Origin of the sequence: Rhodoferax sp. (assembly GCF_013297935.1) — a bacterium.
Lineage (GTDB): Bacteria > Pseudomonadota > Gammaproteobacteria > Burkholderiales > Burkholderiaceae_C > Allorhodoferax.
The window spans coordinates 173,683-200,401 of record NZ_JAAFIX010000002.1; the positions used below are offsets into that span (position 1 = coordinate 173,683).

The following is a 26,719-nucleotide window of genomic DNA, read 5'->3' on the forward strand; positions in this document are numbered from 1 at the left end:
CTACAAAACGCCGGAACTACTGTTTAAAGAAAGCCTGCGGAGCAAGCTCCGCAACTTGGCGGGTCTCACAGGCTTGTGCAACAGCGTTAAGCCTTGGGCTTTAGCCGACTGAAGCAGCCCGGCATCGGTGTCGCCACTCATCAGACAGGCCGCTATTTCGCGCCCCGCATGCGACCGCACCATGTCGATGACATCCATTCCGTTGCGATCTTCACCCAAGCGATAGTCTGACAAAACCAGATCGGGTGCGGGGTAGGCATTCACGTAGTCCAGGGCCTGTTGCACATTCGCTGCGGCATTCACCACACACCCCCACGATTGCAGCAAGGCCTGCAGAGCTTCCAGGGCGAAGCCGTCATCTTCCACAATCAAGACGCGCATGCCCTCCAACTCGCCAAAGCTGGCCGGCTCAGAAACAGGGCCGTTGTACAGCGGAATTTCCCGGGGGATCGCGCGGGGCAATCGAATAGAAAAACGGGTGCCACACCCCAGGTTTGACCGCAGGTGCACGCTGTGACCCAACAACCGGGCCGTACGCTCCACTATGTTCAGCCCGAGTCCGAGTCCCTGGGTACGGTCGCGCCCGGTGTTACCGACCTGATAAAACTCCCGGAAAATTTCATGCTGATGTTCCGGTGAGATGCCGATGCCGCTGTCCGCCACATCCAAGCGCAAATGTTTACCCCCTTCGATCACACGGCAAGTAATCAGAATGCTGCCGCGTTCGGTGTAGCGCACCGCGTTGTTGGCGAGATTCATCAGCATGCGTTGCACTAGAACAGGGTCACTCAAAAACCACTCTCCGGTGGCACGAATCCGCAGCCGCAAACCTTTGCTTTCTGCCAAGGGAAGCAATGCCTTACGAATACTCTGAAAGACCTCTTCTACCGGGGTTTCAACCCTATGCACCTGGACCGCGCCAGCATCTAGTCGTGAGACATCTAACAATCCGTCCAGCAAGTCCTGCATCGATTGCACCGACGCCTCGAGACTTCCGACCACTTGCCGGGTCGCTGCATCCAAGGGCAGCTGTCCGAGGCGGGCCACAAACATGCCTAAAGCATGGGTAGGTTGCCTCAAGTCATGGCTGGCGGCGGCCAGGAAGCGGGACTTCGCAAGGGTTGCCGTTTCGGCCTCTTCCTTTTTCAGACGTAACTCTCGGGTAGCAGCCTCCACACGGTACTCCAGCTCCTCACGGCCCCAAGCCAGCCGTTGCGCCATCTGGTTCAGGCGCGTCTGCAAATCGAATAACGGGTCAGAAGGTAGCGCCTCGGAACTGGGCGCCAGATCACCTTCACCAATGCGCTCAATGGTGCGGGAAACACGCATGACCGGCCCGATCACCCCCTCTCCCAAACGGGTAGCCAGCAAGCCCCCTAAGAGCAGGCCTGCAGCACCGATCAACAGTGTCACCAGCAAAGTGTCCTGTCCTCTGCTGTCCAGGCGATCACGCGACACCTCCAACACAATATAGCCAAGGACCACGTTGCTGGCTTCTTTGCTACGCGGAGTAAAAAAGTCGTCCAGAGACACATTGCTGGGCGACACACTTTCCCAGATGACATCGATACCCAGCTTTTTTTGCCGGGCGATGTAGTTGGCGCCTACCGCCTCCGGCAATTCGGTGTACCGACTCTTTCCAGTCTTGGTTAACAAGGTTCCGTTGTTGTCAAAGATGGCAATCGATTGGACATCGGCCTCTCCTTGCAGGCCGTTGGCGATCGCTTGCAAGCTGGCTGTATTGCCGGAGAACAAACCATACTCACTGGCCATGGCGATCTGGCGCGCAATCAATTTGGCCCGCATGGTGTGGGCCTCATCCAAATCAGAAACGCGCGTGGTCCAGAACACGGCCATCAACGCCAGCACCACCAGGAAAACCGGCGCAATCGCGGCTAACAGCATGCGAAAGCGGATGCCTTGGAACCTCATGGCTTGCGCTCCACGCGCTTCAAGCGCTCCGTCAAAGATTTCTCATCCAGCAACAATTCCAGTGACCGCGCTACTTGGTCATTCAACACCACCGAAAAGTCTGACGGATATTGCAGCATAGGTCCGCTGGCACCCTGTGACAGGGCCCTGGCGATTGCAAAGGCCTGCAAGCCGATTTGACGCGGCGTGCTGTGCAATGAGAGCAAAGCGCCAGCACGCACGTACGCGGGTGAGAATGCAATAACCGGCACCCTCGCCCGGTAGGTGGCAAGCAACACATTCGAAATGCTCGAACCGTTGTAAACCAGTGGGTCCGGCACAGCGAGCAAGGCATCTGTATCGTCCAGCACCGCCTTGAGCCCCGCAAACAATGTGCTTCCACCCCCCACATACCCATTGACCAGCTCGAGGCCTTTGGCCTGCATCGCCGATTGCAAAGCGCTCGTTTGAAGCCCTGACTCCGCCCCCCACAAAACTCCGATCTTGCGCGCATTGGGGAGTGCAAGTCGAATCAATTCGATCTGCCTTGGAAACGGTTGATCCAGATACAAAGCACTCAGGGGTGCAAACGGTTTATGCGCAGACTCCCGGACGATTCGCTCCAGGCCGGCTTTGGGAATCAAAGCGGCAACAATCGGAACACGCACCTCTTTGGACAGCACCCTGCGCAAAGCCTCGCTACCCAGTGTCACGATGACTTTCACACCCTGAAAGGTCATGCCATCTTGAGCTTGCCCTTCAGTGACATAAAACACTGGTGGCTCACCGCGCTCCGGCTGCGCCTTGCCAAACTCGGCAGCAATGGTTTGGGCAGCTTCCACATAGCCCGGGCTCCGATCACCACTGACGATAACGGCATCCACGGCATGCGCCCCGGACACCATCGTGACGAAGAAAACTCCCCACAACAACCTGACAAAGAGGACCGAGCACCACCGCATCGTGCTACAGCTCCAACTGGAACGAAACGAACGCACGGCGATCAAAAAAGAATTTTTTGTCGCCATCTCTCACCGGCTGGTCGAGGTTCTGGACTACCAATGCAAGCTCCGCTTTGTGAGCGCCGAAACGCAGCGCTTTGGCAAGCCGAACGTCGGTACGGGACAGGGTGTAGAGCCGCTCCTTGTCAGACATCAAGGCGATATCTTCGGACTGCCCGTGCATGATTGAGACTGCGAGGCCATTCTTCAGGGTGTGCATGGCCGTCATTGACATCGCATAGCGGGCGGCGCTGTGTTGCACCCGGAAGCGCGCCGCCCCGGACACATCCGTCCAGGTTTGCGTGAACCACACCAGAGACTGCCCCGACAACTTCCATTGCACTTGGTGCTCGACACCGGAAATTCGGTAGTTATCTATGTTGCGATAGTCATCAGGGTCACTACTTTGCGCTTTGACAGGGCGTTCGATTCCATCAGAAATTCTTTCATCAAACAGCCTTAAGTCTCCGGCGAGTCCATACGCGGGCAGCGAGAGGTTGTAGCCGAGTTCTCTGGTTTCAATTTTTTCAGGGGAAAGTTGTCCGCTGCTCAAAACCGTCGTGATGGGATTGGCACCGTTTAAATCGTAGTAGCGAACTGCAGCATATTTCTCAAAAGCACTCGGTGGCCGGAATGCAGTGGATATCCCGGCCCGCAAGGTATGCCCGCGAGCGGCATGCCAATTCAACATCACGCGTGGAGAGGCCGTAGAACCTCCTAACTCACTGTGCTCCAACATGGCGCCACTGTTCAACACCCAATCAGGCGAAGGTTTCCACTCCACATTTCCGAACAGGCGCTGAAAATTAGTGACAACGCTCCCGCGTCCGTCAAAACTGGACGCCGAGCTAATCGCCTCCCGCCGCAACTCAGTACCCCACACGGCGCGCCAACGCGGGTCCAGGACTGTGGTGTGCTGGAGCGAAATTGCCTGGTTCACTTCCCGAGCACTAAAGTCCACAGGAACACCGAAATAATTGACTCCGGCGTTATTGCTCAAATAAGGAAAGGTGTCCCTGTGGGTATTCTCGGTGTGCGACAGTGCAATCTGCAGGTCTTGGGTGGGTGACAGAATCTGGTGCCAGTCCGCCTGCACAAACTGCGCTCCGATAAACCGGCTACGAGCCGCGTTTCCTGGAGAGTCAGTGTTCCCTCGGCCCGCATCAATTCCGGAGCTGCCCGCTCTCAGCTCCAACTCCCGGTCACTATCAATAGCCAGCGCACTGGCGAAATTCAGCCGCGACACCCGGTTCACCCCGTAGGCAGACCTCAGCCCCATATCGCCCCGGGTATCCGCAGAAACACGGTAAGCGTGGTCAGCATCTCCCCAGCCGGTGCTGGCAAAGGCATCTCCCACACCGCCATCCCCACCGCTTAGTCGAACCCGTCCGCCATTTGTCTCACGAACATCCCGTGAAATGATGTTGATGACACCCAGGAACGCGCGCGCGCCATAGGCCGCAGAGTTAGACCCCCTCAAAACCTCAATACGCTCAATATCGTCAACGGCCAGAGTCTGCAGGCCCAACCCGGCGGACCCTTGCAGGTGGCCCGAATACACCGACCGGCCGTCCACCAGCACCTGAATACGGTTGGCCCAGTCATCATTCCTGCCGTGGTAGCTCGCCATAGGCGCATCGGTTTCGAACGAGGTGGTTGTCTGGAACCCGGGCACCAGCCGGAGCAAATCGGTGACATCCCGCGCGCCGGACATGCGTATAAAACTTCGGTCCAGTACTGTCACGGCACCAGGAGCTTCGTCCAAAGGCTGGGCAAGACGGGATACCGACAAGACCACAGGCATATCGTCCAAGTAGTCGCGTTCTGATACGACTGCCGACCCGGATTGCTGTGCAGCAACCCAAGGGGATAGCAATGTCAGTAATATGGTGGGCAGAGTAGGTTTCATGGGCGTTCACACCAACGACGTTGCTATTATTTCTGAAGCTGATTTTGCCCTGACTACGGGCGTTCTGACGAACATTCACCAAAAACTCTATGGCAAGCGCCCCCCCCCGTGTTTTCCCTCTTATCGATGTGCGCTCCAGCGGGCTGCCCATGACAGCATCCGGTAGCGGCTTTTTGATGCCGCCGCCCGGCCAGGCTGTGCAAGATACTTTAGGTCGCCCTTTGCGCGACCTGCGCATCAGTGTCACGGACCGGTGCAATTTCCGTTGCAGCTATTGCATGCCCAAGGAAGTCTTTCACAAAGACTACCCGTACCTGCCCCACAGTGCCTTGCTTTCATTCGAAGAGATTACCAAGCTGGCGCGACAGTTTGTTGCGCTTGGCGTGCAAAAAATACGACTGACAGGCGGTGAACCTCTGCTGAGGAAAAACATTGAAGTTCTGATCGAACAGCTGGCGGCCATTCAAACTCCTTCCGGCAAGCCGCTGGACCTCACCCTCACAACAAACGGCTCTTTGTTGGCTAAAAAAGCCGCATCCTTGAAGCGCGCGGGTTTGCAAAGGGTGACCGTCAGCCTCGACGGCCTGGACGACGCCGTGTTCCAAGCGATGAACGATGTCGCTTTCCCCGTCGCCGACGTGTTGAAAGGCGTGGATGCCGCTTTGGCCGCGGGCCTCGGCCCGATAAAAATCAACATGGTCGTCAAACGGGGCACCAACGACCATGAAGTGGCCGCGATGGCCCGGCATTTCAAGGGCACAGGCGTTGCATTGCGGTTCATCGAATACATGGATGTAGGCGCAACCAACGGCTGGCGAATGGACGAGGTAGTCCCCTCCAACGAGATACTGAGCAGGCTGCGTGCGGTCATGCCGCTGGTGCCCTTGGTGAGTTCGCAACGCGGTGAAACTGCGCAACGCTGGGGACATGCCGACCCGGCGGGACTGCATGACACCACAGCCGGCGAAATAGGGTTTATCAGCAGCGTCACCCAGGCTTTTTGTGGCGACTGCAACCGCGCACGACTATCCACCGAGGGGCAGCTGTACCTCTGCCTATTCGCGGGACAAGGACATGACTTGCGCACCTTGCTGCGCTCAGGGGCCGATGAGCACCAACTGCGCCAGGCCATTTCTGCGGTGTGGGGCGACCGTGCCGATCGCTATTCCGCTCTGCGAGGCTCTACCAGCGCCGGGGCGCCATCTGGCTCGCGGCGTGTAGAAATGAGCTACATAGGAGGTTAAGCCCGCTGGCGTAACGCCTGCTCTACGCCACGGTTGGCCAATCCGTCGGCACGCTCATTGCCGGGGTCTCCCGCATGCCCCTTCACCCACCGCCAGTCGATCCGGTGTCCGGCTGTGCTGACCAAGGTATCCAAGCGCTGCCACAAATCTACGTTTTTCACCGGTTGTTTAGAGGCTGTCTTCCAGCCCTTGGCTTTCCAACCCTGAAGCCACTCGGTGATTCCTTTCAGGACATACTGGCTGTCGATGTGCAGTGTGACCTCGCAGGGGCGCTTCAATGCGGTCAAAGCCTCAATCACCGCCATCATTTCCATGCGGTTGTTCGTTGTCCCCAGTTCTCCGCCGAAAATCTCTTTTTCCGCGCCATCTGCGGATTTCAGAAGAACCCCCCAACCACCCGGACCGGGGTTACCTTTGCAAGCCCCGTCGGTATAAATCACTACTTTGGCCATCAACTCCGTCACACTATTTCCTTCCGGTTTTTTCATTCACTGCGGCATGCGTTTGCTGCACTACCGGCACTGCGCTGGTACTACGTTTTGCAGCGCTCTTCCATTGGGCACCCATGAGACGCATACCCCGCACACGCTTGGTGGCCACAACAAAGTAGGCCGCACCCGCTATGGGCAAAAAGCGGGGTACGACCCGGTCCATCCAGGTAAATCGCCGCAACCAGTCTGCCGACTCCACGGCAGGACGGTAACACCCGAATCGGCCGGTTTCCACCTCAAAACTCAAGAGTCGCAGCCAATCGCGCAAACGCCAAAATCCAATCAGGTCACCCCACTCCGGCAGAAAGACCTGCCCCCAGCCCAAGCGGTGGTACCAGCGACTTCTCCGCTGCCGCAACCCCCACAGACTCACCGGGTTCAAACCACAAATTACCACCTTCCCCTCAGGCACCAGTACCCGCTCCACCTCGCGCAAGGTGGCGTGCGGATCCGGACTGAACTCCAGCGCATGGGGAAGGATCACCAGGTCGAGGCTATTGGCAGGAAACGGCAAGGCGGTAAAGTCCGCGTGGAATGTCACCGCCGCACAACGCAAATCCGGCTCACTCACGGCGAGCCACCGGTGCGGCATGCGATTGCGCTTCAAAGCGTCGAGTTCCGGCACCCCCAGCTGCACCGCGTGGTAGCCGAAAAGATCGGCAACGGCGTCATCCAGTTGTGCTTGTTCCCAAGCGAGCAGATAGCTGCCAGCCGGAGTCTCAAACCACTCCCGCAAACCTATAATTTGATCGCCCATGACTTTGCTACCACTGCCCGCTTTCACTGACAATTACATCTGGATGTTGCACAACGGGCGCGACGCACTGGTAGTAGACCCGGGGGACGCGCAACCCGTGCTTGATGCCCTGCAACGCTACTCCCTGACACTGCGTTGCATTCTAGTCACCCATCACCATGCCGATCACACCGGTGGGGTGCATATTTTGCGGGAAACCACAGGCGCAGAGGTCTACGGACCGGCGGCTGAGAAGATGCCGGAACCCATCCTGAGGCTTGGTGACGGCGATCAGGTTTCTGGCCTCGGCATTAACTTCCAAGTGATGCATGTCCCCGGGCACACCGCCGGACACATTGCCTATTTCGCGCAACTGACCGGCGAGACCCCTTTGCTTTTTTGCGGGGACACCTTGTTCAGCGGTGGATGCGGGCGCTTGTTCGAAGGCACACCCGCACAAATGTTGACCTCTTTGGAGCGCTTCGCCGCGCTCCCACCCGAGACCCGGGTTTGCTGCACCCACGAATACACCTTGGGCAACCTGCGATTCGCCAGAGTGGCCGAGCCCGGCAACGCCGATATTGCAAACTACCAAACGCATTGCCAACAGTTGCGGGACGCTTCCCGCCCCACCCTGCCCAGCAGCATCGGGCAGGAGCTGTTGATCAACCCTTTTTTACGCTCTCACTTGGACAGCGTGGCCCGCGAAGTACAAGGCCACGACCCCATGGGAGTCTCCGCCGAGGGCGTTTTCGCCACTCTGCGCCAATGGAAAAACAAATTTCAATGAACCGAATTCATCTATTTGCGGCCGGTGTCGTCGCGCTCCTATCCGGTTGCGCAGGCACACTGAACTCCCCGATGCCACAGGACACCCCCCCTGTGTCCACATCGCCCGCTTCAAGCAGCTCCGCGCCTTCCGGCAACGCCCAGGACGCAGATAGCCTTACGCTTCGTTCCAGCCGGGAGCTCGCCCGTACCCGCCCTGCGCCTTCGACTGCGACACCTGCACCCGCTACCGCATTGCGCCGGGGAGACTCGGTGCCTCTGACATCGGTAGAACAAAACTTCGGCTCGCGCACGGTGGCCGCCGTTGCCCCACCTGCAGACCTCTGGGAGCGCATCCGCCGCGGATATGGCATGAACGATCTCCAAGGCGATCTGGTTCAAGACCGCGAAGTCTGGTACACCAGCCGCCCCGACTACATCTTCCGGATGACGGAGCGCTCCAAAAAATACCTGTTCCATATTGTTGAAGAGCTGGAAGTCCGCAACATGCCCACGGAGTTGGCGCTATTGCCCTTTATTGAAAGTGCGTTCAACCCCCAGGCAGTGTCCAGCGCCAAGGCTGCCGGAATGTGGCAGTTCATGCCGGCAACCGGCAAGTACTTTGAGCTCAAGCAAAACAGCTTTCGCGATGACCGGCGCGACGTACTGGCCTCCACGCGGGCCGCACTGGACTACCTGCAAAAGCTCCACAAAATGTTCGGAGACTGGCACCTCGCCCTGGCGGCCTACAACTGGGGCGAAGGCAGCGTGTCGCGTGCCATCGCCAAGAACCAGCGCGCTGGCATGCCGACCGGATACCCGGACCTGAACATGCCCATGGAGACCCGCTTTTATGTCCCCAAACTGCAGGCGGTAAAGAACATCGTTTCGAACCCGGCTAGGTACAACTCCAAGCTGCCACTGATTGAAAACCACCCCTATTTCCAGTCGGTCACGATCCGCAGGGATATCGACGTCGCCTTGGCCGCCAAACTCGCAGAAGTGAGTGTGGATGACTTCAAAGCGCTCAACCCGTCACTGAACCGCCCGGTCATTCTGGCCGCGGGTACCCCGCAGATCCTGATGCCTTGGGACAACGCAGAGGTCTTTCAATCCAACTTAGAAACTTACAACGGCCGGCTGGCGAGTTGGACTGCATGGGTTGTGCCCACCACCATGCGCCCTGCCGAAGTAGCTAAAAAAGTGGGCATGAGCGAAGCCGACCTGCGCAGCATGAATAACATTCCCCCACGGATGGTGGTGCGGGCAGGCTCCACCTTGCTGGTACCCCGCAGCCACCAGATGCCGGACGTCTCCATCAAAGTGGCTGACAACAGCCAACTCTCCGTGGCCCCGGAGGTTGTCCTTAAGCGCGTCACCGTGAAGGCCGCAAAGGGAGACACTGTGGCCAGCATCGCCCGCAAGCACAAGGTGCAAGCGTCCATGGTGGCCGAGTGGAACAAGGTTTCTGCCACGGCCAGCTTCAAGACAGGGCAGCCGGTGGTGTTGATGCTGCCACCCCAAGCGAAAAGTAGCAAAGCAGCGGCTACCAAGGGCAAAACAACGAAATCCGCTCCTGAGAAGTCAGGGCCCAAGGCCGCTGCCAAAGCGCCGAAAGCCGCAGCAGCGCCAAAAAAAGGGGCCACGAAGGCCCCGGCTAAAAAACAGGGTTGAGTACTCAGCGGTAGCCGACCAGCAAAATTCCCACGTTGACCGCAAAAGCAGCGAACCACACTGCGGAGCGGACGTTGGCCATGCCAGCCACATACATCATGATGTAGAGCAGGCGCAACACAATGAACAAAAACGCCAGCACATCCACGCGTGCCTGCGGCGCGCCCAGCTGGTGGGCAATGATCACCGCGCCAATAAAAAACGGTAGAGCCTCGAAACTATTGGCCTGAGCGCCGTTGGCACGAGCGCGCCAATCGGTCTGGCGGGCCAACCATTCGCGGGGGTTGACGTTGTCATATCCGCCTTTGCTACGCGCCACACCAATGCGACCCGACTTGGCCAAACCGGCACACACGATGGGCAGAATCGCCGCTACCAGAACACACCAATAAGCGACGGTAAAGTGGGCAAATTGCATGAACAAACTGTCTTTCAAATAGGTTAAGTGAAGCGCTAGCGACGATCCACCAGCGCATGGGCAATGGTGCCCAAATCAACATACTCCAGCTCACTCCCCACCGGCACTCCACGCGCCAGACGGGTCGGCCGCAAGCCACGGGCCTTGAGCCCCTCAGCAATCACGTAGGCGGTGGCTTCGCCTTCGGCGGTAAAGTTGGTGGCAAGAATCACCTCCTGCACCAATCCGTCACACGCACGGTCAAAGAGTTTTTTAAACCCGAGATCATGGGGCCCCACTCCGTCCAGCGGGCTGAGCTTGCCCATCAAGACAAAGTACAAACCCCGGTAAGCCCCGGTGCGCTCCATGGCACTTTGATCCGCAGGCGTTTCCACCACACACAGCTGGGTGCGGTCACGTCGATCATCGAGGCAGGTCGCACACACCGCGTCCTGGGTGAAGGTGTGACAACGCTCGCAGTGGTGCACCGCGTCGGCCGCCTCTTTCAAAGCCCTCGACAGGAATTGGGCAGCAGGCCGGTCGTGCTGGAGCAAATGAAACGCCATTCGCTGCGCAGACTTGACGCCCACCCCGGGCAGGCCCCGCAGGGCCTGAATCAGTGTGTCAAGGGCATTCAAGTCGGACATCAGCGTGCGGCGCTTGCGTTCAGAACGGGAACTTCATGCCACCGGGCAGGCCCGGCATACCGGCGGTGATCTTGCCCATCTTCTCGGCAGAAGTCTCTTCAGCTTTGCGCACCGCAGCATTGAATGCAGCGGCCACCAAATCTTCCAGCATGTCCTTGTCATCGGCCAGCAGACTGGGGTCAATGGCAACCCGCTTCACGTCATGCTTGCAGGTCATGGTGACCTTGACCAAACCAGCGCCGGACTCGCCGGTCACTTCAATATTGCCCAACTCGTCTTGGGCCTTCTTCATGTTGTCTTGCATGGTCTGGGCTTGCTTCATCAGGCCCGCGAGTTGTCCTTTGTTGAACATGGTTTTCCTTAAAAAGTCTGGGTAAAAAAATGGGTAAGTGCGTCAGAGTGGCTTGATCGAGCCGGGCACGATCTTGGCCCCGAAGTCCCGCATCATGGCCTGCACAAAAGGCGCCTGCAGAATTATCTGCTCTGCGGCATGCTGCTTTTCCGCGGTGGCCACCGCATTGCGTCGAGCGGGGCTGTCTACTACCCGGCCGACCTCAATGGCCAGTTGCACCGGGTAGCCCGCAGTGTGCAGGGCTTGAGTCAGGCGTTCCCGGGTACTGGCTTGATTCAATGACTCCCGCTCCAAGCGCAGATGCCACTGGTCCGTGTCCCGTGCAATCAACTGCGATTGCAAGGCCAACACCCGCACCATGGCGGTAATGGCCTCAGTCGCAATCAAGTGCTGCACGGTTTGGTGCCAAAAGTCGCCTTCTTCCGTGGGCTCAAATCCGACGGCTGCAGCGGGTTCGTCTAAGCTGCTTTCTTGAACTTCCTGCACCGGAATTGCTACTATTTTGCTAGCTACCGGCGCAGTATTGATGGGGGCTAGAGGCATGTTTGACTCATAACCTTCATCGATATCATCGACCCAGGGGGCTTCATACGCATCGTCTTCGGGGCGGTCCAGCTCGATGACTTCGTCATCGTCATCCGGCCCGTCTTGATTCCCCGCTGGCGGACTGCTATCCCGCACCGCCAACACCTGCCCCGGCGGCACCACGGCTGCCGGCACAGGCACCTGGCTCGGGGTCGCCTCCTTGGCAGGCACCTGCGGAGCAACAGCGGCGACTGGGGGCGACGCGTCCTCCCAAGGCTGAACCACTTTGGCGGGCACCGGCACAGCAGGAGCCGCAACCCGGGGAGCCGCCTGAACGACCGGCGCGGGAGCTTGCACCGGCGCCGCACGAGCGACAGCGCGCTCAGGAATTACTAGAGTTTTTTTTTCAGCCGCAGGCTTGAATGCCAACAAACGGAGCAAAACCATGGTCAGTGCGGCATATTCGTCCGGCGCCAACCCCAAGTCCGCCCGGCCATGCAGGCACATGCTGTAGAGCAACTGGGTTTCGTCTGCGGGCATCGCCTGCGCAAGGCGGGCCGTCTCGGCGGCTTCCGGGTCGGAGTCGTCCAGCCCTGAATGGCCGGTAGCCTGCGCGACGGCCATGCGCTGGAGCACGGAAGACATTTCCTCCAGGGTAGACGCAGCACTCAGGCCGTTCATTCGGAGGATCTCGCAGGTATCCACTACCGATTTGCCATCACCACCCGCCAATGCGTCAATCAGGCGAAAAACATACGACCGGTCAACGCTACCCAGCATCTGCCGCACCGCCGCCTCTTGCAACTGGCCGGAGCCGAAGGCAATCGCCTGGTCCGTGAGGCTCAAAGCATCGCGCATGGAGCCGCGGGCAGCGCGGGCCAATAGCCGCAAGGCCTGGGTTTCGGAGGGCACCTGCTCCACGTCCAACACCTTGGTCAGATGCTCGCGGATGGTTTCCGGGGCCATGGGCCGCAAATTGAACTGCAGACACCGAGAGAGCACCGTCACCGGCACCTTCTGGGGGTCTGTCGTGGCCAATACAAATTTCAAATACTCAGGGGGCTCCTCCAGCGTCTTCAACATGGCGTTGAAGGCGGTGTTGGTCAGCATGTGCACTTCGTCGATCATGAAGACTTTGAAGCGCCCCTGCACCGGCTTGTAGACGGCCTGCTCCAGCAAGGCCTGCACCTCATCCACGCCCCGGTTAGAGGCCGCGTCGAGTTCGGTGTAGTCCACAAAACGGCCGCTATCAATATCGGTGCACGCCTGGCAAACACCACAAGGCGTCGCGGTGATTCCGCCTTGTCCATCGACGCCCTGGCAGTTCAATGACTTGGCCAGAATGCGAGACACCGTGGTTTTACCCACCCCGCGCGTACCGGTAAACAGGTAGGCATGGTGCAAACGCTGGGTGGTCAGTGCGTTGGTCAAGGCCTGCACCACGTGGTCCTGCCCCACCATTTCTGTGAAATTGCGGGGACGGTACTTGCGGGCGAGCACGAGATAAGACATGCGGGGATTCTACGGTCTCGGCAGGGTTACAATAGTCGGTGACGGGCCTTCCCGCATGGTGAAGCGGCCAACCGGGTCAGGTGGGGAACCAAGCAGCCCTAACTGTGGAGCCAGTGCCGGGGTCAGGCTCGTCAACTACCCTTTTCAATCTCAGTCAGCCACGCCACTATGGTCTTGGGTTTCCTGCGTTGGGCCCTGGCCCTGTGTGTTGTACTGAGCGGGTCCGCTGGGGCCCAGCCTGCCGGCGTCTCCGCAACATACCCCCTGACTCCGCTGACTGCAGACAGCCCGGTGCAGATAGATATCGGCGCAAACATCGCCTACCTGCTTGACGACAGCCGCCAGCTTCAACTGGAACAAGCCATGGCGGAAGGCCAGCCTTGGTTGCCGGTGGCCCGCACGGCTCCGAATTTCGGCTTTACCCACAATGCCTATTGGTTCCGCCTGGTGCTGGACAACCGCACCGGCAAAGCCCTGCCCCGCATTCTGGAGTTGCCCCGCCCTTTCTTAGACGACGTCCGTCTGTTTCATTTGGTCGAAGGACGTGTCGTCAGCCGCTTTGCGCTGGGAGACGAGCAGCCATTTGCACAACGGGCTGTGCGTCACCCGAATTTTGTCATGCCCCTGATGCTGGAGCCCGGGCGCAATCTCTTGGTGATGCGGGTGGCATCCAGCGGTACCGTTGAGGCACCCCTGCGCTTGTGGGAACCTGCGGCATTCCACGAGGCGTCCGGCAACGAGTACCTGATGGCCGGTGCCATTTTCGGAATGCTGGTGGTGATGATTGTTTACAACCTGTTTGTCTACCTCTCCACCCGCGACATCAATTATCTGTACTACATCTTCTTTGTAGCCAGCTACCTGGTGTTTTGGGGCACGCTCAACGGTTACGCCTTCGCCTACCTCTGGCCCGAGGCGATACGCTGGAACAGCATCGCGGTGCCCATCGGGATTGCGGGGGCCTGTCTTTCAGCAAGCCTTTTTGCCGACAGCTTTCTAAAGCTCAAACGCCACTCTCTGCTTGCCCATCGCCTCATGCAAACCATGGCGTGGGTCAGTCTCTGCCTGATGATGAGCGCGCTAGTCGTCCCCTACAGCTGGGTGATTCGCGTTACCTCAGGGTTCATTCTGGTGGTGTCCATGGCCGCTTTGTCTATCGGCTACTGGCGCTGGTGGCAGGGAGCCCGTTATGCCCGGTTCTATTGCCTGTCCTGGACAGCCTTGTTTGTCGGCGTGGGGGTGTTGACCATCAACAAGTTCGGCTGGTTGCCCAGCAACTTTCTGGTGGACAACGCTTCTCAAATCGGAATTTTGCTGTTGGTGGTGCTGCTCTCGTTTACCTTGGCAGACCGCATCAACACGGATCGCAGCCTGCGCCTTCATGCGCAAAGTGTGGCCCTTGCCCATGCCCAGAAAGCCCGGACATCGCAACAGGCCCTGTTGACCGCCACCGCTGATGCCAATCGCGCGCTCGAAGAACGGGTGCACGAACGGACCAACGAGTTAAATCTCACCCTCGATCAACTGCGCCTGGCCAATGAGCAGTTGCAACGCCTGTCCATGACCGACAGCCTGACCCAGATCGGAAACCGTGCGTTCTTTGACCACTCTCTGGTCACCGAGCACAAACGGGCCAGCCGGTTGAAGCAGCCCCTGGCGCTGATGCTGATGGACATCGACCATTTCAAAGCCATCAACGACACCTATGGCCACCCTGCCGGAGATGCGTGTTTGCGTGCACTCGCCCACCTGATGCGCCAACAGGTGCAACGCGCAGGCGACCTGCTGGCCCGTTACGGCGGTGAGGAGTTTGTGGTGCTGTTGATCAACAGCACGCTGGGGGACGCCCTGGAACTGGCAGAGGAATTCAGAGCGGACATTGCCGCTCTGGAGGTTCCATTTGAGGGCCGTGTCTTGCGCTTTACCGCCAGTTTTGGTGTGGCCAGCGCGGTTCCGGACATGCTGTTCACCCCCTCCCAGTTAGTGGGTGATGCGGATCGGGCTCTCTACGAGGCTAAGCACAGCGGTCGCAACTGCGTGCGTGCCGCCGCACCCCGCTTGCGCAAGCCTGCGGAACCCGGCGTAGCCTGACTTACGCGAAAATGCTATCAAAAACATAGCTACTTGCGCCTTATCTACAAGGGCTAGCAGCGCTTTTTACTTAAGAACGTAAGAAACTGAGCGCTCCCTGCCCTGCCGCCTTGCCGCTGGCAAAACAGGCTTGCAACAGGTAGCCGCCCGTGGGGGCCTCCCAGTCCAGCATTTCCCCTGCACAAAACACGCCGGGGAGCTGCTCCAACATCAACTGGGGCGTCATCACCTCAAACAACACGCCACCGGCGGTGCTGATGGCTTCGTCTATAGGCCGGGCTGCCTGCAGGGTGACCGGGACGGCTTTGATGGCCGCAGCCAACTGCGCGGGATCATTCACGGCGTCTTTACCCAAGCGCTCGTACAACATGGCGGCCTTGATGCCCTCTAAGTGCAGGCGGCTTTTCAGGTGGCTGCTCAGGGAACGGGTTCCGCGCGGGTGCAGCACTTCGGCCAACACCTTCTCCGCCGGCATATCGGGCAGCAAGTCCAAGTGAAAAGTGGCACTGCCGGTGCGCAAAATATCGTCACGCAGCAGGGCCGAGGCGGCGTAAATCAGGCTGCCCTCTACCCCGGTCGCCGTGGCAACAAACTCGCCCTTGCGCTGAAATGCCACGCCCTGCGCGTTGACCACCGAAATAGCCACCGACTTGAACGGCTGGCCCGCGAACTTGGTGCTGAAAAACGGGGTCCAGCCGCCTTGCACATCAAACCCGCAGTTGGCCGGTATCAGCGGAGCGACTGCCACGCCTTTGGCTGCGAGCAATGGCACCCAGGCACCATTGGAGCCCAGCCGGGCCCAACTGCCGCCGCCCAAGGCGAGCACGACCGCACGGGCGTGCACCACGCGGTGCCCCGCCGGGGTTTCGAACCTCAAGGGGGCGTTTGCCTCGCCTGCTGCGCCGTCTGCCCAACCGGTCCAGCGGTGGCGCATGTGAAATTGCACACCCGGGCCCGTGGCCGGGTGGCGCAGCCGGTGCAGCCATGCACGCAGCAGCGGAGCGGCTTTCATGTCCGCCGGGAACACCCGGCCGGAGCTGCCGACAAAGGTCTCGACGCCCAGCGACGCAGCCCAGGCACGCAGGGCGGGTGCATCCAGCCCCGCGAGAAGGGCTTCGATCGCACTGCGACGCGCACCATAGCGGCCGGCAAACGTGTCGGAGCCTTCTGAGTGGGTAAGGTTGAGCCCGCCTTTGCCGGCCAGCAGAAACTTGCGCCCTACCGAAGGCATGGCATCAAACACATGGGCGGCCACACCCGCATCGGCCAGCACTTGGGCCGCCATCAAGCCCGCCGGGCCGCCACCGATGATGGCGACGTCTACCGTCAAGGAAGGCAGAGCAGCGTCGGAAGGGGCAGAGGAATTCAAGTCAGTCAAAGTAGTCAATCAAAAAGTTCAATGAGTCGGCCTTGCGGCGTCAAAAAAGCGGTGCGTACGGTGCTGCCGGGCTGGCTGCGCTGCAGCGCGGTGCGGTACTCGCGCAGCTGTGCACGAAGATCCGGCTGGTCCTGGGGGGTGGCGGTGGACTTGAAGTCCAGCACCCACCACGCCGAGGTGGCGCGGTCTTGCACCAAGCGGTCCAGCCGCAAGGTGCGCCCTTCGTGGGTCAGCGCAACCTCGTTGGCATGCCATGCCACCGAAAGCCGCTGCCAGGCCCAAGCACCTTCGCCGCCGAGTATGCCTTGTGCCATGTGCTCGGCACGGGTCAGGTCGCCTGCTGCCAGACTGAAGGCTCGTGCCACCTGCGCGCGCTGATGTGCAGACCAGCACGCACCGCCGCGCACCGGACCGTCTTGCAAGGGCACCCACTCCAGCAAGCGGTGCATGGCCTGGCCCACCCGGGACTCCAGCGAATCCGCCGCTGCCGGGCTAGATTTTGCTATTGAATTTATAGCTACTCGCGCAATTGAATCGGGGGCTAGAGCCCTATTTGGCACCAAACTCAGCCGTGGGAGCACCTTCAAGCTGACGGACCCGGGCACGGCCACCGGTGGCTCGACACCGCCACCCGGCGCCTGCGGGACCTCGCACGCGGTGGCGAGGCCCTCCAGGCGCTTCCACCAGCTGCCTTCCCGCTCGCGGTGCGGCGCCATGCTGGAGAGCACCAGGGTCTGGCGGGTGCGGGTGAGCGCGACATAGAGCGCGTTGAGCTCTTCGCGTTGGCGGGCAGCCTGCTCCTGGCTCAGGGCGGCTGCGGAGCACGCGGGCGGGCGCGACTCACTGGCCATGAACACGAGCTTGCGGGGGTAGGCGTCCTCGCCCGGCCAGTCCACCAGAATGCCCATGCTTTCGGGGCGGGCGCTCTCGGCATCGGTATCGAGCATCAGCACCACGGGCGCCTCCAGCCCTTTGGCCCCGTGGATGGTGAGCAAGCGCACCGCTGCGGCATCGGCCCGGACCGGGGCTTTGTTGCCCTCTTGCCGCAAGGCGCGCACCAGGCTGTAGGCGGTGGTGTAGCGTCCGCCATCGACTTGCAAGGCCGCGTTGAGCAGCGCCCGCAAATTCGCCAGCACGCTTTCGCGCAGCACCGGCGGGCTGGCCGACGCATAACGCGCCAGCACGGCGCCCTCCTCAAACATAGCGCTCAGCGCGTCGTGCACCGGCTGCGTGAGCAAGCGGGTTTGCCAGTGTTGCAAACGCTGCGCCGCTCCGCTCAACACCCCGCCTGCCGGCCATGCTTCGGCCGGATCAAACAACACCGACAGCCACGCCGGTGACGCGGCCTCGGGGTCTGCCGCCCGAGCCGCACTGCGTGCGCGCCGGTGGGCCAAGGCCAGGGTGACCAGATCGGCGTCGCTGGCTCCGAAGACCGGCGATTTCAACACCCGCGCCAATGACAGGTCATGGGTGGGAGACACCAGCACGTCCAGCAGCGCAACCAGGTCTTGCGCCTCGGGCATGTCGCCGAGTTCGTTCTTCTCCGGTTGCTGGGCCGCTATGCCCAGGGCTGCCAGCTCCTGCTGCATCAGGCCCAGGCGCTCGCGCCGTCGCGCCAGCACCATGATGTCTTGCGCCCGCCACGCTCCCCCATGGCTGGTGAGCTGCCCCGCCAACCATGCGGCGGCCTGGCGGCACTCCAAGGTCTTGATGGTGTCTTCCGCCTCGTGGCGCGGGGTGGTCAAGCTGTCTCGCCATTCGGGAGCGTCTTCGGCGTCGGCCTGCGCTTTGGCCGGCCGGCCGATGCGCGGCAGCTTCAACACAGCACCGGTGTCCACGGACTCGGAGGTGTGGGCCCGGTAGTCACTGAACTCATCCGCCGCCTGGGCGCCCAACATGGCGGTATTGACGAGCTGGATGATGGCCTGTGCGTTGCGCCGGGTGTGGTCGCAGCTGAGCACGTCGCCATGCAAGCCCTCACGGACAAACGTCTTGGCGGCCTGAAACACCTGCGGCTCGGCGCGGCGAAACCGGTAAATGCTCTGTTTGGGGTCGCCCACCACAAACACGCCCGGCTTGGGACCGTTGCCGCCATAGCCCTCCAGCCAGGCGAACAGCGCCTGCCACTGGAGCGGGTTGGTGTCTTGAAACTCGTCAATCAGCAGGTGCTTGATGCGGGCGTCCAGCCGCTCCTGAACCCAGCCGGACACGGCCTCGTCAGACAGTAGGCGCAGCGCGGTTTGCTCCAGGTCGGCCATATCGATCCAACCGCGCTCGCGCTTGAGGTGCGCATAGTCTTGCAGCAGCCCACGGCTCAGGCGAGCCATGCGCTGTTGGTGCTGCCAGGCCTCGTGCTGGTCCAGAGCCGCCTGGATGTCGGTGAGTAGCGCCTGCGCTTCGCGCACTGTCTCAATGCCCACCACTTTTTCGCTCAGCTTGCGGGCGGACCCGCTGTCGGTGAACAGGGCTTTGTACATGCCTGCGGTGTTGGCTGCACTGAGGGCCAGCTCCAGCGCAACTCCGGCGTCCACACAAGTTTTGACACTGCTGCCCCCCAGCGCCTTGGCACTGGCCCACAGCAGGCTCTGCACCGGTTCGCTGTGCAGGCGGTCAGCCGGATGCTCCCACGCCGCCATGGCCGGGAACTGCACCGTGAAGTGAGCCACAGAGCGGTCCACCACGCCGTGCGCGTCCGCCAAGGCAAACTCGGTGCGCTTGTGGATGGCGGCCTCCAAGGCCTTGAGCGTGCCATGACGGCCATAGACCGCGACCGCCTGCAAGTAGTCCGCCCGCGCGGCCGCGTCCTGCGCGATCCGGGCATGAAAGCGGCGCCAGACCTGGGCAATGGCTTTGGAGTCGTTCTCCAACAATTCGTAGGTAGTGGGCAAACCCAGCTGGTGCAGCAGCCCGAGAGGCGCGCTGCGCAACAGGGCTGCAAACCAGCTGTGAAAGGTGCGCACTTGCACCGGCCGCCCGGTGGTGAGCAATGCCGTGTGCAGGCCCCGCAGGGTCTGCAGCTGGGCCTCCGTGATCTCGCTGCGCACACCGCGCACTTGCAACTCGCGGCGCAGCGTGGCGTCGTCCGCCTGCGAGAAATCGCGCAGCCATTCCTGGAGGCGCTCGCGCATTTCACCGGCGGCTTTTTTGGTGAAGGTAATGGCCAGAATTTCGTGGGGTGCGGCGCCATCGAGCAAGGCGCGCACCATGCGCGACACCAGCATCCAGGTTTTGCCCGCACCGGCGCAGGCCTCGACGGCCACGCTGCGACGCGGGTCACAGGCAATGGAATAAAAGTCTGCGCGGTCTACACGGCGGCCATTGATCTCGTAGGCTGCGTCCATGTGCGCCGTCATACAGGGCTCCAAAAATCTTTGCGGCACAGACCACGGGCCTGGCAGTAGTCGCAGGCCGGCCCATCCCCCAGTGCCGGCAGGGCATGGCCCTCGGCCACGCGCTGCATGTCATGAGCAATGCCTTCAATCAGGGCATCCCGGGCCTCCACAATGTGCTCCTGCACTTGCGGCACCGTGCCATCGCGCTCACCGATATTGATGTACGCCGCGTGCACGGTGTCATGCGGCAACAAAGCGGCATAAAAAGCGATCTGGGTATCTTCAAACGGGTTTTTCACCCGCTCCTTGGTTTTGGCCAGTGGCTCGGTTTTGTAGTCCAGAACATAGAGCCCGCCCTCCGGCCCGGCATCGGTGCGGTCTATCCGCCCCACCAGCGTGACCGACCCCACCGGTTGGGTATGCGAGGTCTCGCCACTGGCGTAAACCCACCCCTGCGACTCATGCTTGCCGAGCCAGACCAGATAGCCATCGCGCACCGCAGGCCACGCAGCGGAAAAGGGCAAAAACTCCCCCTCGGGCAGGTGCATAGCTTCGGTCACCGCCGCTGCCGCGGACTCCAGCAGCGCCAGGCGCTGGGACGCAAGCGCGGTGGGCTCCGCCTGCAGCTTGGCATGAAATGCCTCCAGAACAGCATGCAACCAGACACCGAAATCACGCTTGTCGAGTTCCGCCTCCAGTTCGTCCACCGAGCTCAAGCCCAGCTGGCGCATGGCAAAAAAACGGTACGGGCAGGTGCGCATGTCTTCATAGGCACTGGCCGAGAGCTGGCGCAAGGGCAATGTGTTCCCTTGAGGCTGCGGGGCCGCCACCGGCTGCACCACAACAGCCTGATCCCCACGCGGGTCATCTACTAGCCGGGCAGCTCCCTCTCCTCCCATGGGCAGGCTCTGGACTAAGGCACTCGGGGCCATGTGTTCGCCGGAGTCGTCACTGGTGCGCCACAGCACATCGCACACGGGCGCTCGCAAGGCCTGCCACCAGGCAGCGCGCAGCCGGGCTTCGAGAACGCTGCGGGAAGGCAGCCCCAGGGCCTCGCGCTGGGCTGGAGTCCACACCCCCGCAGGCTCAGGAGACGGATTCAAGCGCACCTCGTCACACCCGGCCAGAACCACCGCCGCAAAGGGGCGGGCCAACATCTGGCTCATCGGCAGAATGACGACCTGCTCTTCATCGGGGTACTCAGGCTGAAAGCTCTGCGACTCCAGGACCTGGTTCACCCAGGCGGTGAAGGCGGTGGCCTCCAGCCGGGTGCCGGCCCACAAGGCAGCTTCCAGATAGTCGGCCCATGCCTGTGGCTCCACCGGAACCAAGCGCAGCGCAGCCAGCATCGTTTTTCCGGCGTCATCTGCTTGCAGGGCTTCCCATGTGCCGCAGGCCAGAAGCGCAGATTGCAGCGCCGCCAGCCACGCCGGCAAGGGGCGCTGCCCCGAGAGCGTGGTGCGCACCTCGTTGATGCGATCACACAGGCTCACTAGCGCCGCCACTTTGCGCACGGGCAGGCAATTCACCGCCTGCTGCCAATCCCGAATTTGTGCGCGGCGCAACACCTGCTCCAAGGCGGGCATGTCGGCCGCGAAAGCCGGTGCGAGCTTGAAAGCATTGAGCACCTCGTCGGTGCTGGCATTCCAAGCCGCTGCGCGCAGCAGTGCCATCAAACCGGCCCCTGCCAGACTGGTCGAGAGTTTCCAACCGTTTTCGTCCCGCATAGCGACTCCAGCAGCCTCCAGCATCGCGCGCATCCGGCGGGTCAGCGCGCGGTCAGACGACACCAGTGCGACCGGATACCGGTCTGCCGCCACATGGGCCACAGCACACGCCGCCGCCCGCTGGGCCTCATCTTCTGCGTCGGCGCAGGCGTGCAGCTGCCATTGCCCTTGGGGCGCAGGCACCCGCATCGCGGAGTCGGCATCGTCGTGCAGCGTGTCATCCAGACGGAACAACCGCGCTTTGTCGCCCCAGTGCGCCTGTAGCGCACCGGCCAGCGGGTCTGCAGAAATGCCTTGCACCCAGGCCACGGCATCCCACGGCGCCAATATGCCGGGAGCAAACAAACCATCGGTCGCGTAAGCGGACACGGCCGCCCATTCCACCGCTACCCGCATGACATGCGCCTCCCACGCCACCGCCTGCGACTCCATTCCGATGGTCACGGCCGCACGCGCAGCCCCCGCCCATGCGGGTCGCCCCTCAGGGCCAGCGGCAGCAGCCCAGGGCGAGAGTTGCTGCGCTGTTTGGGCGAGCAGCCCGGCCAAGGAAGCCTGATCGCCCATGCCGCTCTGCTTGAGAAGCTGTTGGGCGGTCAGGGTGTCGAGCGCCATGTCGTGGCTGATGTCGGTTGCCTGCAGATCGCTGCTCCCCAATGAAAACAGCCAGTTGGACGTTGTCTCAAACCGGGGGGCGAATCCCTGCGGGTAACGGTCCGACCAGAGCCGGCGTGCCAGCGGCAAGAGCTGGGCGTAGGGCAGCAACACCAAGGTACGGCCCGGGTGGGCGTTGCGCTCCTGCATCCAGTCCGCCAAACGGTCCAGCAGGCCGGTGCCAGGCGCGCACCACAAGGCCATAGCGGGATGAGAAGGCGGATAGGAAAAGGCCCGCAGCCCACGGGCTGCATCGTTTTTGGCTATGGATTCGATAGCCGGCGGGGCATCATGGGGGGGCTTGGTTTCTGTCACAATGCCGCAACTTTAGCTGCATTAGCACTCTTCCAAAGGAATCTCCATGGCCAGCGAACTCATCAAACACGTCACCGACGCCACTTTCGAAGCCGACGTTCTGCAATCGGCACAACCCATTCTGGTGGACTACTGGGCTGAATGGTGCGGTCCTTGCAAAATGATTGCCCCGATCCTTGACGAAGTGTCTGCCGCCTACGAAGGCAAGTTGCAGATCGCCAAGATGAACGTCGACGAAAACCGCGACATTCCCGCCAAATTCGGCATCCGCGGCATCCCTACCCTGATGTTGTTCAAAGACGGTAATCTGGCAGCCACCAAGGTTGGCGCTCTGAGCAAAGCACAGCTCATTGCCTTCATCGACCAGCAACTGGCCTGATCAGCAGACTCCCCCGCGACCGTACCGCCGCAGTGCGGTCGCGATTTCCTGTCATAATCATCGTGTTCACCCGCCGAATTGAAGGCGGTCAGCCAGATCAGGCTCAGGACACCGAGGCCAAGTTCACGGTCTTGCCTCACCCCCCACTCCCCTGAATTTTTAGACCACTCTGGTTTTTTGCCGATTTCCGGTTAACGCCCTGACGGGACCCACTCCATGCATTTAAACGAACTTAAAGCACTGCACGTGTCTGAAGTGCTCAAGCAAGCTGAAGAACTTGAGATCGAAAACACGGGCCGCATGCGCAAGCAGGAGTTGATGTTCGCGATCATCAAAAAGCGTGCCCGCGCCGGCGAGCAAATCATTGCGGACGGCGTTCTGGAAATTCTGCCCGACGGTTTCGGCTTTTTGCGCAGCCCTGACACCAGCTACACCGCCAGCACCGACGACATCTACATCAGCCCGAGCCAGGTCCGCAGATTCAACCTGCACACCGGCGACATGATCGAAGGCGAGGTCCGCACCCCCAAAGACGGCGAACGCTACTTTGCGCTGAACAAGCTCGACAAAGTCAACGGCGGCCCTCCAGAAGGCAACAAACACAAGGTCATGTTCGAGAACTTGACTCCCCTGTTCCCCAAAGTGCAAATGCGCTTGGAGCAGGACGGCCTCAAGACCGACGAAAACATCACTGGTCGCGTGATCGACATCATTGCACCTATCGGCAAAGGCCAGCGCGCCTTGCTGGTGGCCCCGCCCAAGAGCGGCAAGACCGTGATGATGCAGCACATCGCGCACGCCATTTCGGCCAACTACCCCGATAGCCATATGATGGTTCTGCTGGTCGATGAGCGCCCTGAGGAAGTGACCGAAATGCAGCGCACGGTCAAGGGTGAAGTCATTGCCTCCACCTTTGACGAGCCCGCAGCCCGCCACGTGCACGTCGCCGAAATGGTGATCGAGCGCGCAAAGCGCCTGGTAGAGCTGAAAAAAGATGTGGTCATTCTGTTGGACTCCATCACCCGACTCGCACGCGCTTACAACAACGTGGTGCCCTCCTCCGGCAAAGTGCTGACCGGTGGTGTGGATGCGAATGCTTTGCAACGGCCCAAGCGCTTTTTGGGTGCCGCTCGCAATGTGGAAGAAGGCGGCTCGCTGACCATCATCGCCACCGCGCTGGTCGATACCGGCAGCCGTATGGACGAAGTGATTTTTGAAGAATTCAAAGGCACCGGCAACAGCGAAGTGCATCTGGATCGCCGTCTCTATGAGAAGCGCATTTTTCCGTCCATCCAACTCAATCGCAGTGGGACCCGCCGCGAAGAACTGTTGCTGCAACCGGAAATTTTGCAAAAAACACGCATCTTGCGCCAGTTCCTCTACAACATGGATGAAATCGAATCCATGGAGATGGTGCTGAAGCAAATGCGCGCCACCAAGAACAACAGCGAGTTCTTCGACATGATGCGTCGGGGCGGCTGAAATCGATAGGCTATAATTTAGGGTTTTCGCGACAAGTACGTCGAGCTTTTATATTGCGCAGGGTTTGCGCAAGGGCCGGCGCGGCTAGCGCATCTGATGGAGAAGAGTATGAAAGAAGGCATTCACCCCAACTACCGCGACGTGTGCTTCCAGGACATGTCTAACGGCTTCAAATTCGTGACACGTTCTTGCGCTAACACCAAGGAAATGATCACCATGGAAGACGGCCGTCAGTTGCCCCACTTCAAGTTGGATACCACCAGCGAATCCCACCCCTTCTACACCGGTACCCAAAAGTCGGTGGACAACATGGGCGGACGCGTGGAAAAATTCCGCAACCGTTTCGGCAAGACCGCAGCGAAGTAAATTTAAGTCAGGCCCCGGCCTGGGTTGGTATAAAAGCAGCACGGACATCCGGGCTGCTTTTTTTTTGATTTCTGTTTTTCCACACTCTACATCCGCGTGAACCATCCGAATCCCGCCATCGTCGCGCAAGCCTCCGTGAGGCGCTTGCCGCGCCCCGCCTTGTTGTTGCTTTGCCTCGCATTCATCGCTGCGGGCTTCGTCGGCAGGGACGCGTGGCGGAGCGCTGACCTCAGTGCTCTGGGCTTTATGGCGGCATTGAGCCGGGGAGAAGCATCTTGGTGGAACCCCACCTTGCTGGGAGCATCCCCGGACTTTCCGGCACTGCTGCCCTATTGGCTTGGCGCCTGGGCGTTGCAACTGGCACCCAGCGGATGGGCCGCTGACTTTTGGGTGCGCATTCCTTTCATTCTGCTACTGACCTTGGCCTTTGTCAGCACGTGGTACGGCAGCTATTACCTGGCGCGTACCCCCTCGGCTCAGCCCGTGGCCTTTGCTTTCGGGGGTGAAGCCCGACCGACTGACTACGCTCGTGCCATGGCGGATGGAGGTTTGCTCGCGTTCCTTGCCTCCCTGGGGTTAGCGCAACTCGCCCACGAAACCACGCCTGCTCTGGCTCAGTTGGGGTTCGGCGCGCTCTTGTTTTACGCACTCAGTGCACTGCCCTACCACCGCACCGGGCCTTTGGTGTGCGCCGCAGTAGGTATGTCGGGCATGAGTCTCAGTGGTGCTCCGGCACTTTCATTGCTATGGGGACTGGGCGGGGCTTTGATCCACAGCATCGACAGCAAAGCGATGGACGACGAAGGTAATCCCCCGCAACACCGTGCGCTGGATGCAGCACTTCTGGTAGCAATGTCCGTGGCGATTGCCTGGATCTGCCGGAACTTGGGCCTGTGGGTCTGGAAAATCGAGTGGCCTACGCTGACATGGGACTACTGGAATGGCCACATTCAATTGTTGCTCTGGTTCACTTGGCCCGCGTGGCCGCTGGCCCTCTACAGTGCATGGCGTTGGCGCAAGCAACTCTTCAACTTGAACATCAGCAGGCATCTGTCGCTCCCCGCATGGCTCATAGTGACCAGCGTAGGGACGATGCTGCTGTCCGGCGCGCCCGACCGGACTCTGCTCCTGGCCCTGCCTGCATTTGCTGCAATGGCAGCCTTTGCCTTACCCACCCTGCGCCGACAAGTGGCGGCGCTGATCGACTGGTTTACGCTCTTGTTCTTTACCGGATGCGGTGTCGTGATTTGGGTTGTCTGGATTGCCATGCAAACCGGCACGCCACCGCAACCTGCGGCCAATGTGGCCAGGCTTGCACCCGGTTTTGAAGCTGAGTTTCAGCTCATTCCTTTTGCCTTCGCAGTCATGGCTACGCTCGCTTGGGCATGGCTGGTGCGCTGGCGCGCCGGCCGGCACCGTGCAGCCATTTGGAAAAGTCTGGTACTGCCCGCCAGTGGCGCATCGCTTTGCTGGCTGCTTTTAATGACGCTGTGGATGCCTTTGCTTGATTACGCCCAGAGCGCGAAAACCATGGTCAAGCAAACCCGTTCAACGGTTTCCCCGCAAGACTGCGCCATTGTCTTGAACCTCGACCTGGCCCAAACCGCTGCGCTGAGCTGGTACGGAGGCCTCGACCTCCAGCCACTGAATACCCGCAAGAACTGCCCGTGGATGTTGACCGAACCTGCGCGAAACTCTGAGATTCCGGCAGGGGTAGATCGCGCCACCTGGGGTGCTCACACACTGGTGCAGCATCCTGTGGCAGGTTCAGAAATGTTTTGGATTTTGAAACGGCACGGACCCTGAAAACTTGGCCCCGATGTGAGCAGGG

The 26,719-nt window shown here is 60.7% G+C and carries 20 protein-coding genes and 1 other RNA gene; 9 read left to right on the forward strand and 12 right to left on the reverse strand.

Annotated elements, in window-relative coordinates; genetic code table 11:
• The 3 genes from QZW03_RS04075 to QZW03_RS04085 form a co-directional block, all read right to left on the reverse strand.
• A complete protein-coding gene (locus tag QZW03_RS04075) occupies positions 1 to 1,932 on the reverse strand; it encodes an ATP-binding protein (RefSeq protein ID WP_296508579.1) in 1,932 nt (643 codons plus the stop codon).
• Positions 1,929 to 2,816, reverse strand: coding sequence for an ABC transporter substrate binding protein (locus QZW03_RS04080; protein WP_296508581.1), 888 nt, complete (start codon positions 2,814 to 2,816; stop codon positions 1,929 to 1,931). Before QZW03_RS04080 ends, QZW03_RS04075 begins: the two co-directional genes overlap by 4 nt.
• Before the next feature lie 61 nt (positions 2,817 to 2,877).
• Positions 2,878 to 4,821: a TonB-dependent receptor gene (locus tag QZW03_RS04085; protein WP_296508583.1), complete on the reverse strand. Its 1,944-nt coding sequence runs from the start codon at positions 4,819 to 4,821 to the stop codon at positions 2,878 to 2,880.
• A 149-nt stretch (positions 4,822 to 4,970) separates the two neighbouring features.
• Here QZW03_RS04085 and moaA point away from each other — a divergent pair, with 149 nt between their 5' ends.
• Positions 4,971 to 6,065 (forward strand): GTP 3',8-cyclase MoaA, encoded by a 1,095-nt coding sequence (moaA, locus tag QZW03_RS04090; protein ID WP_296508968.1) that lies wholly within the window; start codon positions 4,971 to 4,973, stop codon positions 6,063 to 6,065.
• Here the strand turns inward: moaA and rnhA are convergent.
• Entirely contained in the window at positions 6,062 to 6,517 is a 456-nt protein-coding gene (rnhA, locus tag QZW03_RS04095; RefSeq protein ID WP_296508969.1) for a ribonuclease HI, read from the reverse strand. The two genes, moaA and rnhA, sit on opposite strands and share 4 nt — an antisense overlap.
• Positions 6,518 to 6,530: 13 nt before the next feature.
• Positions 6,531 to 7,313 (reverse strand): class I SAM-dependent methyltransferase, encoded by a 783-nt coding sequence (locus QZW03_RS04100; protein WP_296508585.1) that lies wholly within the window; start codon positions 7,311 to 7,313, stop codon positions 6,531 to 6,533.
• On the opposite strand from QZW03_RS04100, the gene gloB reads away from it, so the two are divergent.
• Positions 7,312 to 8,082, forward strand: a complete 771-nt coding sequence (gene gloB / locus QZW03_RS04105; RefSeq protein WP_296508586.1) for a hydroxyacylglutathione hydrolase — start codon at positions 7,312 to 7,314, stop codon at positions 8,080 to 8,082. The two genes, QZW03_RS04100 and gloB, sit on opposite strands and share 2 nt — an antisense overlap.
• On the forward strand, positions 8,079 to 9,734 hold the full coding sequence (locus tag QZW03_RS04110; RefSeq protein WP_296508588.1) for a transglycosylase SLT domain-containing protein: 1,656 nt from the start codon (positions 8,079 to 8,081) through the stop codon (positions 9,732 to 9,734). The genes gloB and QZW03_RS04110 overlap by 4 nt, the downstream gene beginning before the upstream one ends.
• A 4-nt stretch (positions 9,735 to 9,738) precedes the next feature.
• Here QZW03_RS04110 and QZW03_RS04115 read toward each other — a convergent pair whose 3' ends face one another.
• From QZW03_RS04115 to dnaX, 4 genes are read right to left on the reverse strand one after another with little or no spacing between them, the layout of a single operon-like run.
• Positions 9,739 to 10,152, reverse strand: a complete 414-nt coding sequence (locus tag QZW03_RS04115) for an MAPEG family protein (protein WP_296508590.1) — start codon at positions 10,150 to 10,152, stop codon at positions 9,739 to 9,741.
• Between the two features lie 35 nt (positions 10,153 to 10,187).
• Positions 10,188 to 10,778: a recombination mediator RecR gene (recR, locus tag QZW03_RS04120; RefSeq protein ID WP_296508591.1), complete on the reverse strand. Its 591-nt coding sequence runs from the start codon at positions 10,776 to 10,778 to the stop codon at positions 10,188 to 10,190.
• Positions 10,779 to 10,797: 19 nt separating this feature from the next.
• Entirely contained in the window at positions 10,798 to 11,130 is a 333-nt protein-coding gene (locus QZW03_RS04125) for a YbaB/EbfC family nucleoid-associated protein (RefSeq protein ID WP_296508592.1), read from the reverse strand.
• 42 nt (positions 11,131 to 11,172) lie between these two features.
• Complete coding sequence (gene dnaX / locus QZW03_RS04130; RefSeq protein WP_296508593.1) at positions 11,173 to 13,167, reverse strand: DNA polymerase III subunit gamma/tau; 1,995 nt, start codon at positions 13,165 to 13,167, stop codon at positions 11,173 to 11,175.
• 40 nt (positions 13,168 to 13,207) lie between these two features.
• Here dnaX and ffs point away from each other — a divergent pair.
• Both ffs and QZW03_RS04140 read left to right on the forward strand, forming a co-directional pair.
• Positions 13,208 to 13,303: signal recognition particle sRNA small type (gene ffs, locus QZW03_RS04135), an RNA gene on the forward strand.
• Between the two features lie 32 nt (positions 13,304 to 13,335).
• A complete protein-coding gene (locus QZW03_RS04140; protein ID WP_296508594.1) occupies positions 13,336 to 15,258 on the forward strand; it encodes a diguanylate cyclase in 1,923 nt (640 codons plus the stop codon).
• A gap of 70 nt (positions 15,259 to 15,328) precedes the next feature.
• Here the strand turns inward: QZW03_RS04140 and QZW03_RS04145 are convergent, their stop codons facing one another.
• Genes QZW03_RS04145 through QZW03_RS04155 form a run of 3 tightly spaced genes read right to left on the reverse strand, consistent with a single transcriptional unit; the run spans position 15,329 to position 22,550 of the window.
• Positions 15,329 to 16,627 carry a TIGR03862 family flavoprotein gene (locus QZW03_RS04145; RefSeq protein ID WP_296508596.1) on the reverse strand — a complete coding sequence of 433 codons (1,299 nt, stop codon included), beginning with the start codon at positions 16,625 to 16,627 and terminating at the stop codon, positions 15,329 to 15,331.
• A gap of 14 nt (positions 16,628 to 16,641) precedes the next feature.
• Positions 16,642 to 19,989 (reverse strand): UvrD-helicase domain-containing protein, encoded by a 3,348-nt coding sequence (locus tag QZW03_RS04150; protein ID WP_296508597.1) that lies wholly within the window; start codon positions 19,987 to 19,989, stop codon positions 16,642 to 16,644.
• Entirely contained in the window at positions 19,986 to 22,550 is a 2,565-nt protein-coding gene (locus QZW03_RS04155) for a PD-(D/E)XK nuclease family protein (RefSeq protein WP_296508598.1), read from the reverse strand. Before QZW03_RS04155 ends, QZW03_RS04150 begins: the two co-directional genes overlap by 4 nt.
• Before the next feature lie 157 nt (positions 22,551 to 22,707).
• On the opposite strand from QZW03_RS04155, the gene trxA reads away from it, so the two are divergent.
• The 4 genes from trxA to QZW03_RS04175 all read left to right on the forward strand — a co-directional run bounded on the left by trxA (position 22,708) and on the right by QZW03_RS04175 (position 26,694).
• Complete coding sequence (gene trxA, locus QZW03_RS04160; protein WP_296508599.1) at positions 22,708 to 23,040, forward strand: thioredoxin TrxA; 333 nt, start codon at positions 22,708 to 22,710, stop codon at positions 23,038 to 23,040.
• Positions 23,041 to 23,256: 216 nt separating this feature from the next.
• Positions 23,257 to 24,522, forward strand: a complete 1,266-nt coding sequence (gene rho, locus QZW03_RS04165) for a transcription termination factor Rho (RefSeq protein ID WP_087497082.1) — start codon at positions 23,257 to 23,259, stop codon at positions 24,520 to 24,522.
• 108 nt (positions 24,523 to 24,630) lie between these two features.
• Positions 24,631 to 24,888: a type B 50S ribosomal protein L31 gene (locus QZW03_RS04170; RefSeq protein WP_296508600.1), complete on the forward strand. Its 258-nt coding sequence runs from the start codon at positions 24,631 to 24,633 to the stop codon at positions 24,886 to 24,888.
• Between the two features lie 96 nt (positions 24,889 to 24,984).
• Positions 24,985 to 26,694 carry a hypothetical protein gene (locus QZW03_RS04175; protein ID WP_296508602.1) on the forward strand — a complete coding sequence of 570 codons (1,710 nt, stop codon included), beginning with the start codon at positions 24,985 to 24,987 and terminating at the stop codon, positions 26,692 to 26,694.
• Positions 26,695 to 26,719 lie beyond the last annotated feature (25 nt).